Below are 17,325 nucleotides of genomic sequence, written 5' to 3' on the forward strand. Positions count from 1 at the left end.
ACATCTCTATTCGCGGTGTGATGAATTGCCAGCGGCAACCGGCCGCCTGCGGAAGACAGCATAAATCAACAGGCCCGCGAGCATGACAAGCATCCCTGAGATCGACTGCACCGGCCGTTCAGTCAACAGGTAGTACATCATGAACGTGGTCACGAGCAGGAAAACGAGCGGCGTGAACGGGTATCCCCAGGCGCGATAGGGCCGCGGCAGGTCGGGATCGGTGATGCGCAGCTTGATGACGCCGGCGACCGTGAAGAACGAGCAGAACAGCAGCGCAAACTGGATGAAGTCGAGCACCGCCTCGAAGCTGCGCGTGAACAACAATAGATTGGCGACGGCGAGCTGGAACAGGACGGCATAGGCCGGCGCGCCGCTCACCGATCGCTTCGAGAACACGCGCAGGACCGGAATGTCCTCCCCCATCGTCATCATCACGCGCGGCCCGATCCACATCATCGCGCTGATCGACGAGATCAGGCCGACGCAAATCATGGCGCCGACGATCCGGCCGCCGAGGCTGCCGAAGATGGCGCTGCCAGCGACGCTGGCGACGTCGAGCTGGCCGGCGAGCGCACTCACCGGCGTGGAAAAGAGAAATACCGCGTTCAGCGCGACGTACAACACGAGCACGATCAGCGTGCCCGCAAGCAGCGCGCGCGGCAGGCTCTGCTGCGGCGTGTTCATCTCGCCGATGATATAGGTCGCGGCGTTCCAACCCGAGAACGAATACATCACGAAGACGAGCCCGATCGCGAAGGGCGCGCTGACGATGTGGGCGATGTCACCCGGCTGCGGCGTGAAGGCGATCGGCTGCGGTACGCCGATGACGAAGCCGGCGACCAGGAAGGCGACGATCAGCACGACTTTCAGGATGGTCGAGATCAGCTGGAAGGCCGAGGAGTGCCGGACGCCGGTCAGTTGCACGAGCGAGACCAGCCACACCACGCCGATGGCCAGCGGAATCGGCGGCAGATCCGGGACAACCGATCTGGCGTATTCGCCGAACGCCATCGCTGCGAGCGCAACCGGCGCCGCGAAGCCGACCGTCGCCGATACCCAGCCGGCGAGAAAGCCGAAGGCCGGATGATAGGCGCGGCCGAGGAAATTGTACTCGCCGCTCGAGCGCGGAAACATCGCGCCCAACTCGCTGTACGCGAACACCCCGCACAGCGCGACGATGCCGCCGACGGTCCAGAGCAGCAGGATCGAGAAACCGGACGGGATATCCTTGACCTGAAAGCCGAGGCTGGTGAAGACACCGACCCCGATCATGTCGGCCACGACGATGGCGGTTGCGACCGGAACGGAGATCCCGGCCGCGCCGCCGATCAGCCGGCCCGTCCAGGCTGCGGTTCCCGCATGTGATGCCGTCATCGCGGTCCTTAACCTCAGGCGTCTCGCCTCGTAGGCCGATCGTGCAGTTCGGCCCAGTCAATTCAAGCAGGGTTAACAAGGGTTAAATGAGGCAACGGCAGCGGGTACCAAAACACCGACTAATCGCGCTTTTGGAAGACGACGCCTGGATTTGCCGGATTTCCCGTTCTCCCTCCCCACAATCAGGACACGATTGCATGGTCCTTTTGAGCGTTCCGGATGTGGGGAAGTTACTCCGGACACTTAACGTCGCCTAAACGCCAGTCGGCTCAATTGTCTTAAACATTGCCGCTGGATTGGGGTCATGGCTGGATGGTCGGGGCCGTTCCGAATGTGAGAGCTGACATTCGTGTCGATCGGACGTCGTCCGGTCGGCACGGTCGTGTGCTCCGGGTCGGCCTGATCTCAGTGCCGCTGTCACTTGCGCTGGTTCAATGCGGCAAGGCGCCCGATCCGGCGGCGCTGGCGGCGAACTCGCAAGCGAATGTTCAGGTGGTCGCCAAGACCAACACCCGACAAGTTGCCAGCGCCGACACGTTCGAGGATCGCTTCCCTGCCCCGCAGTTCAGGGAGCGCTTCCCCTCGGCGAGCGAGAGCTTCCTGCAACGGCAGATGTCGGACTTCTCACCCAAACGCGCCGTGCAGCAGCAGCCAGAGCAGGCGCCCTATAAGGTCGCCTCGCTCGCGCCGCAGGTGCCGTACCAGCGCCCACCGCGCGACGACCTGACGACACTGGTCAGCATGAAGTCGTCGGCCTTTCCTTACTTCGGCAACAACCCCGCCTCCGACGCGCCCTTCCTCAACATTTCCAAGGGCGACCGCCGCGGCCACCGCAGCTTTTCCGGTCGCGTGTTCTGGCAGGACGAGACCTACAATGACAGCCGGGTGCTGGTGCACGTGCCGGAGCATTTCGACGTGCGCAAGCCGGGCGTGATCGTGGTGTTCTTCCACGGCAATGGCGCAACGCTCGAGCGCGACGTGCGCGACCGCCAGCTGGTGCCCAAGCAGATCACCGATTCCGGCGCCAATGCCATCCTGCTTGCGCCGCAGATGGCGGTCGACGCCGCCGATTCCAGCGCCGGCAAGTTCTGGCAACCGGGCGGGTTCAAGCGCTTCATGGCGGAATCGGCCGATCATCTCGCCCGCCTCACCGGCGATCCCAACAGTGCGCGCGCTTTCGCCGACATGCCGATCGTGATCGTCGGCTACAGCGGCGGCTTCCTGCCGACGGCTTGGAGCCTGGAGGTCGGCGGCATCAGCGACCGCGTCCGCGGCGTGGTGCTGCTCGACGCCATCTACGGCGAACTGGACAAGTTCGCCTCCTGGATCGAGAGCCATCGTTCCGGCTTCTTCGTCAGTTCCTACACCCGCTACACGGCGCGGCGCGACCGCGAGCTGATGAGCATGCTGCGCCAGAAGGGCATCAGCGTCGCCGAGAACATGGACGGGCCGATTCGTCCCGGCAGCGTGGTGTTCGTCGAGACCGGCGACGGCATCACCCATCGCGATTACGTGACGCGCGCCTGGACGCGGGATCCGCTCAAGGACGTGCTGGTGAAGATGTCGGCAACGCCGTCGCTCGCGCTCACGCGCGTCGCCTCGACCAGTCGATCACCGAGCCGCTAAGCCTGTATTGCTTAAGCCCAATCGGCAGCCGAGCCTTCGCCCGGTCACTATCAGTTCTTGGGCAGCTTCGGAATGCTCTCGGCAAAGCCGTTGAAGCAGGCCAGCCGCTCGTCCTCTTCCTTCAAGAATCGGCAATCGGCGTAGCCCTTGGCCTTCGCCGGCTTCGGCTTCGGCGCCGGCGGGATCACGGCGTCATAGCAGTTGAGGCGATCCTTGGTGCCGTCGTCGATCTCGAGGCAGGCCTGGAGCCGCACGGCGATCGACTGCGGCTTGCCCTTCGCTGCCGCAGCGGGCTTGGCCGCGGCCTCTTTGGGTTTGACCTGCACCAGTGGCTTATCCCCGACCATCGGTGGCTTCTCGGTTTGCGCAAATGCGGAGGCCGAATAGAGCACCGCGGCAACCGCCAGAATCATCCTCATCTCAGTCAACTCTCTTTGGTCCCCATGACGGGCGTTCTAGCGCCCTCGCGCGCGGTTTGCCAAGCGCCTTGCGCAGACCAAACACGGACGTCAGGCCGTGGCAGCGACCGGACGGGGCCGGGTCAGCACCACCAGGATCAGTGCCAGCACGACGAAACCGACCGCGACGAAGCCAAGCGTGTGCAGGAACTCGTGGGCAAACAGCAGCCCACCGATGGCGGAGCCGACGGCCTGGCCGATATAGAGGACCGAGGTATTGAGTGCGACGGTCGCCGATGCCAGCGGCGGCGCAGCCGTGACCAGCCGCACCTGCTGCATCGAATTGGTGGAGGCGAAGCCAAGGCCCCAGGTCGCGACCGCGCCCGTCATCAAGACGAGCGAGCCGGCGCCGAGCGCCCAGCCGGTCATCCCGGCAAGCAGCAGGCAGGTGAACAGCAGCGAGGTGCGATAGGGCCCCGAGGTGTCGACGATGCGGGTCGCGATGACAACGCCAAGCAAACCGCAGACGCCGTAAAGCGCGAACACCATGCCGATCGTATCGGCACCGGCGCCGGTGAGTTTGTTGAGCAGCGGCCCCATGTAGGTGAACACGACGAACTGCCCCGACATCTGCAACATCGTGATCGCAAGCAGCAGCAGGATCGTCCTGCTCCGGCCGACTGCGGCCCATGTCTTCAGATCGACGGGTGCCCCCTTCAACCCCGCCGGAAGACGCAGCAGCAACAGCAGCAAGCTGATGCAGCCGAGCGCGCCGATCCCGCCATAGGCCGCGCGCCAGCCATAGCGGCTGGCGATGATAGTGATCAGTGGCAGGCCGACGGCGGCTGCCAGCGACCAGCCAAGGAAAATGTACGCAATGGTGCTGCCGCGCCGTTCCGCCGGCACGATCAGCGCTGCCGTGCCGGCGGCCTGCGGCGTGTAGAGCGCGCCGACTGCGAGCATCGCGAGGCGAATGACGAGGAGGCTGGCGTAGTCGGGCGCAAAGGCCGACGCGAGATTGCCGAAGGCGAGCACCGCAAGGGTCGTCGCGAGCAGCGTCCGCCGTTCGACGCGGCTGGTCAGCCAGGCCGTCAGCGGCGAGCCGATGCACAACGTGACCGCGCCGAACGTGATCAGGAGCCCGGCCGCATAGATGCTGACCTCGAGTCCCGCCGCCAATTCCGTCAGCATGCCCGCCGGCGCCAGCACCGAGCAGCCGGTGACGAGATTGCCGAGCATCAGGGCAGTTGGCGCAAAACGGCCGGCGGCGGGGGCTTTTTCCATGCAAGTGCATGTAGAGCAGGCTTGCGGCCAGTTGAAGGGCATTGCCCGAAATAGTTGGTGCAATGTCCCGGCTTTTGCGCATCACTTTCTTGGATTTGCCGGATTGCGCAGGCCGAATCGCCTGATATATCGCTCGTTCCCGCTTACCTGCGCTCGTTCGCAGGAGTGAGCCTCAGGAGAAAAGCATGACCGACCAGCCCAAATCCGAGTCCGGCTTCCAGTACAGCCTGTCCAATCTGAAGCCCGTGACCCCTGCCGCCAAAGTCACCCTCACCTTCCCCGATGGCGCTCAGCGCCAGTTCGACAAGAGCATCACCGGCCTCGAGATCGTCAAGGGCATCTCGCCGTCGCTGGCCAAGCGCACGGTTGCGATGGCGCTCGATGGCGTGGTCGCCGATCTCAACGACCCGATCGAGGATGACGCAAAGATCGAATTCGTCAATCGCGACGATCCGCGCGCGCTCGAATTGATCCGCCACGACTGCGCACACGTGCTGGCCGAAGCCGTGCAGACGCTGTGGCCTGGCACCCAGGTCACCATCGGTCCCGTGATCGAGAATGGCTTTTACTACGACTTCTTCCGCAACGAGCCGTTCACGCCGGAAGACTTTGCCGCCATCGAGAAGAAGATGCGCGAGATCATCGCGCGCGACAAACCCTTCACCAAGGAAGTCTGGGATCGCGAAAAGACCAAGCAGGTGTTCCGCGACAAGGGCGAGGCATTCAAGGTCGAACTGGTCGACGCCATTCCCGGCAACGAGCCGATCAAGATCTACTACCAGGGCGACTGGTTCGATCTCTGCCGCGGCCCGCACATGACCTCGACCGGCAAGGTTGGCAACGCCTTCAAGCTGATGAAGGTGGCCGGCGCCTATTGGCGCGGCGACAGCAACAACCCGATGCTGACCCGCATCTACGGCACGGCCTTCGCCAAGCAGGAGGACCTCGACGCCTACCTCAAGCAGATCGAGGAAGCCGAGAAGCGCGACCATCGCAAGCTCGGGCGCGAGCTCGACCTTTTCCATTTCCAGGAGGAAGGCCCGGGCGTCGTGTTCTGGCACCCGAAGGGCTGGACCATCTTCCAGCAGCTGATCGCCTACATGCGCCGCCGTCTGACCGGCGACTACAACGAGGTCAATGCACCGCAGATCCTCGACAAGGTGCTGTGGGAGACCTCGGGCCATTGGGGCTGGTATCGCGAGAACATGTTCGCGGCGCAGTCGGCCGGCGACGAGGCCGAGGACAAGCGCTGGTTTGCGCTGAAGCCGATGAACTGCCCCGGCCACGTGCAGATCTTCAAGCACGGCTTGAAGAGCTACCGCGACCTGCCCTTGCGGCTCGCCGAGTTCGGCGTGGTGCATCGCTACGAGCCGTCGGGCGCCATGCACGGGTTGATGCGCGTGCGCGGCTTCACCCAGGACGACGCCCATGTCTTCTGCACCGAAGACCAGCTCGCCGAGGAATGCCTGAAGATAAACGATCTGATCCTGTCGACCTATGCCGATTTCGGCTTCACTGGCGACCTCACCGTGAAGCTGTCGACCCGGCCGGAAAAGCGCGTCGGCACCGACGAGATGTGGGATCACGCCGAGCGCGTAATGGCCACCGTGCTGCGCGAGATCCAGTCGCAGAACAATCACATCAAGACCGAGATCAATCCGGGCGAAGGCGCCTTCTACGGGCCGAAGTTCGAATACGTTCTGCGCGATGCCATCGGCCGCGACTGGCAGTGCGGCACCACGCAGGTGGACTTCAACCTGCCGGAGCGGTTTGGCGCGTTCTACATCGACCATGACGGCGGCAAGAAGCCCCCCGTGATGGTGCACCGCGCGATCTGCGGCTCGATGGAACGCTACATCGGCATCCTGATCGAGCACTATGCCGGCAATTTCCCGCTCTGGCTCTCGCCGGTGCAGGCGGTGGTCACGACCATCACCTCCGAAGGCGACGAGTACGCCAAGGTGGTACTGGAGCAGGCGCGCCGCGCGGGGCTTCGGGTCGAGATCGACCTGCGCAACGAAAAGATCAACTACAAGGTCCGCGAGCACTCGCTGGCCAAGATCCCGGCGCTGCTCGTCGTCGGCAAGAAGGAAGCCGAGACGCATTCGGTCTCGGTCCGCCGCCTCGGCAGCGACGGTCAGAAGGTCATGAGCACGGCGGAAGCGATCGCCGCGCTCGTCGACGAGGCGACCCCGCCGGATGTCCGGCGGGCGCGCAGCGGCGTCTGATCCCTGAAATCGATCTAAATTCGCTTCCGGTTGCGGGCGTGCATGCCTATCTCGGCATGGCACGCCCGACGACCAGCCGAAGAGGATATCGCAGTGCCCGACGCCATCGAACTCCTGAAGACCCGCCGCTCTGTCAAGCCGCGCGAAATGACCGGGCCCGGCCCTTCGGCGGCCGAGCTCGAGACGATCCTGACCATCGGCGCGCGCGTGCCCGATCACGGCAAGCTCGCGCCCTGGCGCTTCATCATCTTCGAGGGAGATGCCCGCCAGCGCGCCGGCGAGGTGATCGCGAGGGTCTTCGCCCGCAAGAATCCGGGCGCGCCGGCGGCCGACGTCGAGATCGAGCGCAAGCGCCTCACCGATGCGCCATTGGTGATCGGCATCGTCAGCTTCACCAAGCCGCATCCGAAAGTGCCGGCGTTCGAGCAGGAATTGTCGGCAGGCGCCAGCGCCATGAACATCGTCACGGCCGCCACCGCGCTCGGCTACGGCGCCTGCTGGCTGACCGGCTGGTTCGCCTTCGACCGCGACGTGCTTGATGGGCTCGGCCTCAAGCCAGACGAGAAGCTCGCCGGCCTCGTCCATATCGGCACGCCGACCAAACCGAGCGAGGACCGTCCGCGACCGTGCCTTTCGGAAATTGTGACGCGTTTTTAATCGAGGGCTTGTTGACGCCCCAAACGTTGTGCGGCTTTGATCCCGGCGAGGGAGGAAGCCTGGATGCGACGGCGCGAATTTCTTATCGGGGCCATGCTCGCCGGCTCGATGGTGCGAAGCCGGGCCGGCGATATTCCCGCCCCCTCGTCCGAGGGGCTCGACCGCATCACGGCGTATTTCGACAACGAGGTGACGAGCGGCCGACTGCCTGGCGCGGTGATCCTCATCCAGCAGCACGGCAAGCCGGTCTATCTGAAGACCTTCGGCGTGCGCGACACCAGGACCGGCCTCGCCATGACGCCGGACACGATCTTCGCCATCCACTCCATGACCAAGCCGATCACGTGCCTTGGCGCGATGATGCTGATCGACGAGGGCAAGCTTGCGCTCACCGACCCCGTATCCAAATACGTTTCCCTCTTTGCCAAGACCAAGGTGGGCCTCCAGACCACCGATCCGCACGGCGAGCTGGAACTTGACTTTGTGCCGCCGGTCCGTCCCGTCAACATCGAGGATCTGCTGCGGCAAACCTCGGGCATCAGCTACGACTATATCGGAGCCGAATGGGTCGAGCATGCCTACAAGGCTGCCAACATCTTCGAAGGTCATTTCAACAACAGGGAATTCGCTGACCGGATCGCCAGGCTGCCGCTGGCACGGCAGCCTGGAACGCTGTGGCGCTACGGCCATTCCACGGACGTCCTCGGCAGCATCATCGAGATCATCTCGGGCCAGACGCTGTATCAGTTCCTGAAGCAGCGCCTCTTCGACCCGCTCGGCATGAACAGCACAAAGTTCGTGCTCGCGACCGAGGACGAGCTTGCGCGGATGGCGCGGCCACTGCCGAACGATTTCATCCTGCTTGCCGGCGAACGCGAGCGCCTCGACCATCCCGAATGGCAATCCGGAGGCGGCGGCCTGCTCTCGACCATCACCGACTATCAACGCTTCTCGCAGATGCTGCTCAATGGCGGCGAGTTCGCGGGCAGGCGCTATCTCAGCCCGGCCGCATTCAAGTCCATGACGACCGATCACATCGGGCCGGGCTCCGGCGTCGCACGCGACTATTTCTATTTCCCTGGCGACGGCTTCGGCTATGGCTACGGCCTTGCGGTGCGGACCGATCCCGGCAACGCAAAACCGCCGCCGCCGGGCTCGTTCGGCGAACTGAAATGGGACTCCGGCAGCGGTACCTATTTCGGTGTCGATCCCAAGCTCGACATGGTCTACCTCATGATGCAACAGACCCAGAACGAGCGCAGCCGCATCACACCGGCGTTCAAGGCGCTCGTCTACGACTGCTACCCGCCCGCACTACGCCGCCCGTGAGGTGCGCTCACCGAAATCGGCGAGGAGCTTTCCGATTTCGGCCGCGGGCCGCGCGGCACTGAACAGAAATCCCTGCACCTCGTTGCAGCCTTCGGCGCGCAGCCAGTCGAGCTGGTCTTCGGTCTCCACGCCCTCCGCGGTCGTGGTGATGTTGAGACTGCGGCCGAGCCCGGAAATCGCGCGCACGATCGCGCCGCAGTCTGGCCGCTGCGCCAGATCCTTGACGAAGGAGCGGTCGATCTTGATCTTGTCGAAGGGAAAGCTGCGGAGATAGCTCAGGCTGGAATAGCCGGTGCCGAAATCGTCCATGGAAATGCCGACGCCGAGCTCGCGCAACTGATGCAGGATCGCGAGATTGGCATCGGTCTCGGCCAAAAAGATCGACTCCGTGATCTCGAGCTCGAGCCGCTTCGGCGACAGGCCGGACTGCGCCAGGGCCGAGATCACGACCTGAACCAGGTTGCGGCTGCGGAACTGCGCCGGCGACAGATTGACCGCGACCTTGACCTCGGCAGGCCATTTGACGGCCTCGGCGCAGGCTTCGCGCAGCACCCACTCGCCGAGCTGGATGATGAGGCCGATGTCCTCGGCAACAGGGATGAACTCCGCCGGCGAGATCATGCCTTTGTCCGGGTGACGCCACCGCAGCAGCGACTCGAAGCCGGAGATGCGGTCGGAGGCGATCGCCACCAGCGGCTGATAGTGCAGCTCGAACTCGCCATTGGCGAACGCTCGACGAAGGTCGAGCTCCATGTCGCGGCGCCGCTGCGCCTGGAGGTCCATCTCACGCTCGAAGAAGTGGTGCACGCCACCGCCTTCGGATTTCGCCCGGTACAGCGCCATGTCGGCATTGCGCATCAACTCTTCCGGCGTCGTGCCGTCGCCCGGCGACAGCGCGATGCCGATGCTGGCGCCGATCACCATCTCCTGTCCGTCGACATCATAAGGTGCCTTCACCATGTCGATCAGCAGGGACGCGCAGGCGCTGACCTCGTTCGGCGAGACGTCGGCCGCCAAAATGACGGCGAACTCGTCACCGCCGAGCCGCGCCGCGAGATTGGCGCCGCGGACCACGGTGGTCAGGCGCTCGGCGACCTGCTTCAGCAGGCGGTCGCCCACCGGATGACCGAAGGAATCGTTGATGTTCTTGAACAGGTCGAGATCCATGTAGAGCACGCCGACCCGTTTTCCATCGGCCTGGCCCAGCGCCTGCTTCAGGCGCTCCTGGAAGTGTTCGCGGTTCGGCAAGTCGGTCAGCCCGTCATGGTGCGCCATATGGGCGATGCGGGCCTCGGCCTTGCGCCGCTCGGTGATGTCGACCACCGCCACCAGGTAGCCGTCGCGATCGTCGAAGGCGACGCGGCGGCCGAAGGTGAGCACCTCGATCTCGCTGCGGTCGGCGCGCAGATGCCGCCAGTTGCGCGAGGAGCGATAGGCGTCGCCGACGTGCTCCAGCGCCTCGGCGTGGCTGTCCCACTCGTCCTCCGGCCAGATCTCGTGCAGCTTCATGCGCAGGAAGGTGTCGCGGCTATAGCCGTAATGCTGAACAGCGGCGTCGTTGACGCCCAGGAACTCCTTGGTCTGCGCATCGAATACCCACATCGGCATCGGGTTGTTGTCGAACAGCAGGCGGAACGAGGCGTCTCGCCGCTTCAGCGCGGTGACATCGGAGATCGTCAGCGAAACCACGTCGGCGAAGGCGGTGGCGCTGAGCCTGAGGTAGCGTCCCTCGCTCTCGATTTCGAGCTGTTCGCCGCGACCGCCCAAAACGGCCTTGAAAAGGAATTCCATCACCTCGGGCAAGGCCAGCAGCGTGCCGCCCTCGCCGATCCGCCGCCACAACAGACTTCCGCTCGCGACCTCCAGCATCGCGCCCGCGCTCTTGTTGTGATGCACGACCTGAAGATCGAACGGCCTGCCGCCCGCGTCGCGCAGCATCACCAGGGAGACCACCGCGTCGTCGGTCGAGGAAAAGATCGCGTCGAGGAGATTGTATTGCGCGCCGCGCTCGTTGACATAGGCGCCGACCAGCGTTGCGCCCCAGCGCGAGGACGTCGGCAGCGCCAGCACGTCGTAGGTCCTGACCATGCCGTCGCGCACGCAATGCGCGCTCCCCTGGTGCGGCCGTCCGGTCGCAAGCGCGCTCGCCGCTGCTTCCGACAGCGCCGCGGCACAATCGGGCGACAGTTCGGCGACGGGAATGTCCCAGGCTTCCTCACCGAGCCATGTCTGCACGTAACGTCCGCTACGCGACAGTTCGAGCACGCCGTCGCTCTTCAGCAGCGCAATGTGGTCGGCGAGCCGTCCGAGGCTGCCGAGCATCACGTCCTCGTAGCGCGGCAGCCGCTCGCCCGGTTTCAAAGCCGCATGCCATTTGCGCAGAAGCACCGGTATGTCGTCAAACATTTCGGTGGCCGGCTTTTCCGACAACCTCTTCGCGGCATTCATGGCAGTCCCCAACGCACTTTGCCGGCGCATCCAATGCAGACGCGCTTAATGACGTGTAAAAAGCGCGCGGGCGCGGGTTCCATTCAGCGATTATGACAGTTTTAAGTCAGGCATTGGTTAGTGGTCGTTAGAGACTATGACAGTTGTGCAAAGGCGATGCTCACGTGTCCCGGACGCGACGCAATGCCGCAACGCGCTGCGCGCAACTGCATCAACAGCGTCATTGAGCGCAGCGAAGCAATCCAGAATCCTTCCGTTGAGACGGCCTGAATTGCTTTGCTGCGCTCGCAATGACGGAGTGTGTGGGTGGCAGCGCCGCCCTCCAATTCGCAGTTCAATCGCAGACACAGCTGCGCATCCTCGCGGCGCATCTCGCCCGAGCTTTGCTTCGATTTCTCACCCTCTGAAATGAAAAGGGCGCAGGGAAGACCGGGAGCCCGCTGGCACCCGAGGTCCACTGTGCGAAATCCTGCGTGAACAAGAAGCTGCACAGCGGCATACAGGTGTAGCCAGGACATCCCGGCCTTCCCTGCGCAGTGGTTTTAAGGCTTATGTCGTGCTCTCCCCGGGGAGCGATGCACTATTGCCCCCGTCGCCTTGCGGATGACTGATGCGCGAACCCGGTCGGGCCGCCACATCACCGCAACACTTGGCGCACAGACCCCGGGCGCCAGGACCACACGATTTTGCCGTACGCCGATCACACCGGTCGTGTGCGCGACGCCTCCGCTCACGGTCGCCCGCCCTGCGAAAGCCATTCGCGCCGATGTCACCTGCGTCCACCGCCGTCCGGCCCGCGTTCGTGACGATCGCGATACGCCCCTCTTCCTTGGGCCGGGTTGCGGCGATACATACGCCGTTTCCGAATTTCGGCAAAGCGGAATATTTTCGGCAAGGCGTCTTGACCGATGGATTGGGTGTTTCGCCTGTCAGGCAACGCAAGGGATTGTAGCCTGTCGTCGGCTTCGGCCGGGCTGCTACGGGTGCGCGCCCGCCAACCGCTCGATCACCAGATCAAGCAGCGCGCGCAGGCGAGCCAGGCGCTTGAGGTCGCGGTGATAGCCGACGAAGGTATCGCGGCCGGGCGGCGACGTACCGATGTCAAGCGCGACGAGGCGGCGATCGCGGTCGCCCAGCGGACGCGGCAGCACCGCCAATCCGCCGCCGCTCGCGCAGAGCTCGGCCTGCGCCTGCCTGTTATTGCTGCGCGAAGCGACTTCCGCATTGGGCAGCGCGCGTTTCAGCCAGGCGGCATCGGGCATGTCGGCGAATTCGACGTTCATGGTCACGACACGGACGCCACGCCCGTCGCCGGCGCGCGGCGGCTTGCTGCCCTTCTTGCCATAGAGCGCGTAGGGAATGTGCAGCAGCTTCCTGGAAATAATCTCCGGCTCGCTGAACGGCTTGATGCGGAAGACGAGATCGGCTTCGCGGCGCGGCAGGCTGTAGAGGCGCGCATCGGTCAGCAGCTCGACGGTCACCCTCGGATGACGCTTGCCGAAGGCGGCGATCACCGGAGAGAGCATCACCGTCCCGAACCAGTCCGACGACGACAGGCGCAAAAGGCCATCGAGCTGCGTCTCCGCGCCGGAGACGTGACGTTGAAGCGCGAGCGCTTCCTCCTCGATCCGCTCGGCGTGGCGCAGCACCGCGGTGCCCTCGTCCGTGAGGACGAAGCCGTCGGTGGTGCGCTGGAACAGCGTCTGTCCCAACGCCTGTTCGAGCGCGCGAAGCCGCCGGCCCATGGTCGGCTGAGTCTGGCCGATCTTTCGCGCCGCAGCCCCGAGCGTGCCTTCGCGCGCGATCGCCAGGAAGATGCGCAGATCGCTCCAGTCCATCGGAATCCTCATGCAATAATGCACGACGATCGTACATTGCTGTTGCTTTCCATGCAAAAATTCATGGGCATATTGGGGAAACAACCGGAGCAGAACGATCATGACCAAACCATCGACAATGCGTGCAACCGTGCTGGAGGCGCACAAGGCGCCGCTGCGGCTCTCGACCATCTCCACGCCCGGAATCGGCCCGCGCGAGGTGCTGGTCAGGGTGCGCGCGAGCGGAGTCAATCCGCTCGACACCAAGATCCATGCCGGCGCGGCCCCGCACGCGCGGCATCCGCTGCCTGCAATTCCCGGGATCGATCTCGCCGGCGTGGTCGAGCAGGCCGGACACGAGGTGACCCGGTTCAAGCCGGGCGATGACGTCTATGGCATGACCGGAGGCGTCGGCGGCGTGCAGGGATCGCTGGCCGAGTTCGCCGCGGTCGATGCCGACCTGCTGGCGCCGAAGCCCGCCAATCTCAGCATGCGGGAAGCGGCAGCCCTGCCCCTGATCTTCATCACGGCCTGGGAAGGCCTGATCGACCGCGCCTCGCTAGGGGCCGGCCAGAAGGTGTTGATTCATGGCGGCGCCGGCGGCGTCGGCCATGTCGCGATCCAGATCTCGCGCGCCTTCGGAGCCGACGTGTTCGCAACCGGCTCGGCGTCGCAGCGCGCCACGATCGAAGGTCTTGGCGCGGTGTTCATCGACCGCAACACGCCGGTCGAAACCTATGTTGCGCAGCATGCCGGCGGCCGCGGCTTCGACGTCGTCTACGACACCGTCGGCGGCAAGGTGCTCGACGCCTCCTTTGAAGCGGTCCGCCGCTTCGGCCATGTTGTGAGTGCGCTCGGCTGGGGGACGCACGCGCTTGCGCCGCTGTCGTTCCGCGCCGCAACCTATTCCGGCGTGTTCACGCTGCTGCCGCTGCTCTCGGGCGAAGGGCGCGCGCATCATGGGGAGATCATGATGGAGGCGACGCGCTTGGTGGAGGCAGGCAAGTTGGTGCCGCTGCTCGATCCCAGGCGCTTTACGCTGGAGAATGTCGGCGACGCCTATGCGCTGATCCGCGATCACGCGGCAAAGGGAAAGCTGGTGGTCGATGTCTGAAGCGCGGTGCGATCGGGATGGATCGTCATCGCGCTTCAGGTTGTCGTTCAAGCATGATCTTTTCGGAAAACCGCTGCACACTTTTCCGGATCATGCTTCAGGCGAGCCTGCAGCCCGAGCCGGCTCACGAAGCTGTGCGCTAGTCCTCGCTGGACGCGGCCGAGCGGTTGCGCAGATGGGCCTGCGACAACAGGAAGAACAACGCGCGCTCGCCTTGATACTTGGCAGACGGCCGGGTGCGCTCGAAGCCATCGGCAAATATCTTGCCGGACTGGTCGCACACCTGCCACCGCCAGCCAAACCGCTTGCGCCTGGTAAGGATCACTTCGAACATGCCGACGGGCTTGGTCCCTGCTCCTTGCCGGTCTCGCAGACGCACAAGTCTGCTCCGGCTCCCCCCATGAGATGCATGCCCGACATATAACCCACCGCGGTAGAAAGAGAATAAAATTGATCATCGGAAATTCGTATCGTGCACCGCGGTGTGATGAAGCCGCGAGGTGCGGGAATAAGCCCTGATCAACGGTGTTTCCTCTGTCCCCAAGAGGCCATTCTGGTCAAAAATGCGGGCTGCGGCGGCGAAGAGCGGTTGCTCCCGACACCGGGAGCGATCTGGCGGTAACAAGGGATGCACGCCCGTGCGCTGGATGAGAACCATCGTGCGGTGCATCAAGTCAGGCCGCAGGCAGCGCCGCCCGCGTTCTACCGCGCGACGACTTCGACTTCGCCGTCGACGCCGTTGACGACGTTGAAACCGCGCTCGTAGACCTTGCCCTCGTTCTTGGCGATGGCGCGGTATTCGCCTTCGGAGAGCACGACGCGCGGGAACGCGCCGATCGATTCCTTGATGACGTCGCCGCCGGGGGTCAGCACCGACCAGGCGGTGTTGGCGAGCGCCTCGCCGCCCCTGTCGCTGACGAGCTTGAGGGTGATGACCGCGGCGCGGTGGGTGATGGTCACGTCGGTGAGCTTGCCGGCCTGGACGCGGATGTCCGAGCGCACCACCGAATTTGCATCACCGTAATTGGAGACGATGTAGTAGGTGCCCTCCGGGATCAGGACGACGTCGCCAGCGGCGACGTTGGGCACCAGCGAGGCGCGTTCGCCGGCTTCGAACTGGCTGCCCTTGTAGATTGCGAACGAGATCTGGTTCTGCGGAATGCGGCTGGTGCCGACGCGGCCCTCGATGCGCAGGCCACCGGCCGGCAGCACGAAGGATTCGCGGTCGGTCTCGGCCTTCAGGCTGACGGTGCGCACTGCGCTGACGAGGCCGAAGGCGACGTGCACGACGTAGTTGCCCGGCGGCAGCACGATGTTGGGGGCGGCATTGCGATCCTCGCGGATCAGCTTGAAGGTGCCGTTCTCGTCGGGACGGTCGGCGAACACGCGCCAGACCAGGCCGCTGGTAATGGAGGCCGAATCCTTGCCGTATTTCGCGGTCAGCGACAGCACGCCCTGTCCGGGCACGGCCGCGCTCAGCGGGGCGGCCGGCGGCACGGTCGTGAACGCGGGCGGCGGCATGCTGGGCGTAGTAGGCTGCATCAGCGTCGGCGGCAGGCTCGGAGGTCCGGCACCCGGCCCGGAGGGCGGTGCCAGGTTAACGGCGCCGCCGGGGTCGGGCACCGATGCCGGCGGCACCGGCGGCGGACGATCGGAGAAAAGCTGCGCCTGCGCGGCATTTTGGCCGGATTCGACGAGGCACGCGGCAAGGATTAGCGCCGGCAGCAGCCTGCCGCTGCGCCGCCATCCGATGATGCCGTCACCCCCGCGTGTCATGCCCCCTGCTTTCACCGAAAACGCGGCAAATTCAAGCCTCTGAAACCCCGACAAATACGGCCGCGCACGAGCGCTGGAACCCGATTGACGCTTACGTGATTACCCAGAGCAGACCATCCCTCGCCATACTCCTGCCCAGTGCCCTTCGCAAAGCGGCATAAACCATGCTTCACCCCTGATATGGCGGAGCGCAAGAGCGGTGCCTAGTCTGGTGATGCGGGCGGGCCTCGGCGTAGGAGGGTTTCGGTGCTGGATAGATTGAAGGGTCGAGGCTCCAATGGCGAGAAAGTGGGGCTCGGCAGCATTCGCCGGCCGGTCATCGGCCTTGCCCTCGGCGGCGGCGCGGCGCGCGGCTTCGCCCATATCGGCATCATCAAGACCCTGCTCGCCAACGGCATCGTGCCCGACGTCGTGGTCGGCACCTCGATCGGCGCCGTGGTCGGCGGCCTCTATGCGGCCGGCCAGCTCGACACGCTGGAAGAATGGGGCCGCAGCCTGCAAGGCATGCGCAACATCCTCGGTTATCTCGACATCCGTCTCAACGGCTCCGGGCTGATCGGCGGCGAGAAGCTCGCAACCCGGCTCGAGGAGGCCTGCGGCCAAATCCAGATCGAGGACCTTCCGATCAAGTTCGCGGCCGTGGCGACCGAGGTCCGCACCGGCCACGAGATCTGGCTGACGCGCGGCCGCGTGGTCAACGCGATGCGCGCCTCCTATGCGCTGCCCGGCATCTTCGCGCCGGTGCTGATCGGCGACCGCTGGCTGGTCGACGGCGCGCTGGTCAATCCGGTGCCGGTTTCGGCCGCCCGGGCGCTCGGCGCCGAAATCGTCATCGCCGCAAATCTTTCCAGCGACATCTTCACCCATTCCACGACGATCTATTCGCACGGCGCGATGCCGGAGGAGGTGGCACCCGTGGCCGGGGAGACGGCGGTCAAGCGGCGCTTTCCGCGATTGTTCTCGCCGGAGAAAACCGTGAAGCGCGAGTTCTTCGGCGGCGGCGGCCGGCCCGGCATCTCCTCGGTGATGGTCGATGCCTTCAACATCATGCAGGACCGCATCACCCGCGCCCGCCTTGCCGGCGACCCACCTGACATGCTGATCACGCCGCGCGTCGGCCAGATCGGCTGGTTCGACTTCCACCGCGCCGATGATCTCATCGCCTTCGGCACCCGCGCCGCCGAGCGCGCGCTGGATTCGATCCAGGAGGCGATCCATGTGCTGGCGCCGGCGCCCGAGGGCACCGCGCCGAAAGCGCAGGAATGAGTCCAGCT

At 64.9% G+C, this 17,325-nt stretch carries 14 protein-coding genes; 6 read left to right on the forward strand and 8 right to left on the reverse strand.

The genetic code is table 11. The features are described from left to right. Positions 1-6 precede the first annotated feature (6 nt). Complete coding sequence (locus ABIG06_RS36170; RefSeq protein WP_370140425.1) at positions 7-1,374, reverse strand: APC family permease; 1,368 nt, start codon at positions 1,372-1,374, stop codon at positions 7-9. A 312-nt stretch (positions 1,375-1,686) separates the two neighbouring features. Between ABIG06_RS36170 and ABIG06_RS36175 the strand changes: the two genes are divergently transcribed. Continuing rightward, positions 1,687-3,000 carry an alpha/beta hydrolase gene (locus ABIG06_RS36175; RefSeq protein ID WP_199751234.1) on the forward strand — a complete coding sequence of 438 codons (1,314 nt, stop codon included), beginning with the start codon at positions 1,687-1,689 and terminating at the stop codon, positions 2,998-3,000. Between the two features lie 50 nt (positions 3,001-3,050). On the opposite strand, the gene ABIG06_RS36180 is transcribed toward ABIG06_RS36175, so the two are convergent. Together ABIG06_RS36180 and ABIG06_RS36185 are read right to left on the reverse strand one after the other, a co-directional pair. Then, entirely contained in the window at positions 3,051-3,419 is a 369-nt protein-coding gene (locus ABIG06_RS36180) for a hypothetical protein (protein ID WP_124157517.1), read from the reverse strand. A 90-nt stretch (positions 3,420-3,509) separates the two neighbouring features. Beyond that, on the reverse strand, positions 3,510-4,682 hold the full coding sequence (locus ABIG06_RS36185; RefSeq protein WP_370140426.1) for an MFS transporter: 1,173 nt from the start codon (positions 4,680-4,682) through the stop codon (positions 3,510-3,512). 185 nt (positions 4,683-4,867) lie between these two features. Between ABIG06_RS36185 and thrS the strand changes: the two genes are divergently transcribed. The 3 genes from thrS to ABIG06_RS36200 all read left to right on the forward strand — a co-directional run bounded on the left by thrS (position 4,868) and on the right by ABIG06_RS36200 (position 8,896). Further along, positions 4,868-6,910, forward strand: coding sequence for a threonine--tRNA ligase (gene thrS, locus ABIG06_RS36190; RefSeq protein ID WP_424578555.1), 2,043 nt, complete (start codon positions 4,868-4,870; stop codon positions 6,908-6,910). A 93-nt stretch (positions 6,911-7,003) separates the two neighbouring features. After that, positions 7,004-7,567 (forward strand): nitroreductase family protein, encoded by a 564-nt coding sequence (locus tag ABIG06_RS36195; RefSeq protein WP_199751233.1) that lies wholly within the window; start codon positions 7,004-7,006, stop codon positions 7,565-7,567. 63 nt (positions 7,568-7,630) lie between these two features. Then, positions 7,631-8,896 carry a serine hydrolase domain-containing protein gene (locus ABIG06_RS36200; protein ID WP_124157513.1) on the forward strand — a complete coding sequence of 422 codons (1,266 nt, stop codon included), beginning with the start codon at positions 7,631-7,633 and terminating at the stop codon, positions 8,894-8,896. Here ABIG06_RS36200 and ABIG06_RS36205 read toward each other — a convergent pair. From ABIG06_RS36205 to ABIG06_RS36215, 3 genes are all read right to left on the reverse strand, one after another. Beyond that, positions 8,882-11,344, reverse strand: coding sequence for a putative bifunctional diguanylate cyclase/phosphodiesterase (locus ABIG06_RS36205; RefSeq protein ID WP_370140427.1), 2,463 nt, complete (start codon positions 11,342-11,344; stop codon positions 8,882-8,884). The two genes, ABIG06_RS36200 and ABIG06_RS36205, sit on opposite strands and share 15 nt — an antisense overlap. Positions 11,345-11,478: 134 nt before the next feature. Further along, positions 11,479-11,862 carry a hypothetical protein gene (locus ABIG06_RS36210; protein ID WP_124157511.1) on the reverse strand — a complete coding sequence of 128 codons (384 nt, stop codon included), beginning with the start codon at positions 11,860-11,862 and terminating at the stop codon, positions 11,479-11,481. Positions 11,863-12,321: 459 nt separating this feature from the next. Further along, positions 12,322-13,182 (reverse strand): LysR family transcriptional regulator, encoded by an 861-nt coding sequence (locus tag ABIG06_RS36215; protein WP_370140428.1) that lies wholly within the window; start codon positions 13,180-13,182, stop codon positions 12,322-12,324. Positions 13,183-13,282: 100 nt separating this feature from the next. On the opposite strand from ABIG06_RS36215, the gene ABIG06_RS36220 reads away from it, so the two are divergent. Then, the gene (locus tag ABIG06_RS36220; protein WP_370140429.1) at positions 13,283-14,275 is read left to right on the forward strand and encodes a zinc-dependent alcohol dehydrogenase family protein; all 993 of its coding nucleotides are present in this window, start codon (positions 13,283-13,285) and stop codon (positions 14,273-14,275) included. A 139-nt stretch (positions 14,276-14,414) separates the two neighbouring features. On the opposite strand, the gene ABIG06_RS36225 is transcribed toward ABIG06_RS36220, so the two are convergent. Together ABIG06_RS36225 and ABIG06_RS36230 are read right to left on the reverse strand one after the other, a co-directional pair. Next, on the reverse strand, positions 14,415-14,654 hold the full coding sequence (locus tag ABIG06_RS36225) for a hypothetical protein (protein WP_245454354.1): 240 nt from the start codon (positions 14,652-14,654) through the stop codon (positions 14,415-14,417). A 323-nt stretch (positions 14,655-14,977) separates the two neighbouring features. Further along, on the reverse strand, positions 14,978-16,051 hold the full coding sequence (locus tag ABIG06_RS36230; protein ID WP_124157509.1) for a hypothetical protein: 1,074 nt from the start codon (positions 16,049-16,051) through the stop codon (positions 14,978-14,980). Positions 16,052-16,297: 246 nt separating this feature from the next. Between ABIG06_RS36230 and ABIG06_RS36235 the strand changes: the two genes are divergently transcribed. Continuing rightward, a complete protein-coding gene (locus ABIG06_RS36235; protein WP_370140430.1) occupies positions 16,298-17,317 on the forward strand; it encodes a patatin-like phospholipase family protein in 1,020 nt (339 codons plus the stop codon). Positions 17,318-17,325: the final 8 nt, after the last annotated feature.

The sequence above is a fragment of the Bradyrhizobium sp. USDA 326 genome, assembly GCF_049739485.1.
In the GTDB taxonomy this organism is placed as follows: Bacteria; Pseudomonadota; Alphaproteobacteria; order Rhizobiales; family Xanthobacteraceae; genus Bradyrhizobium.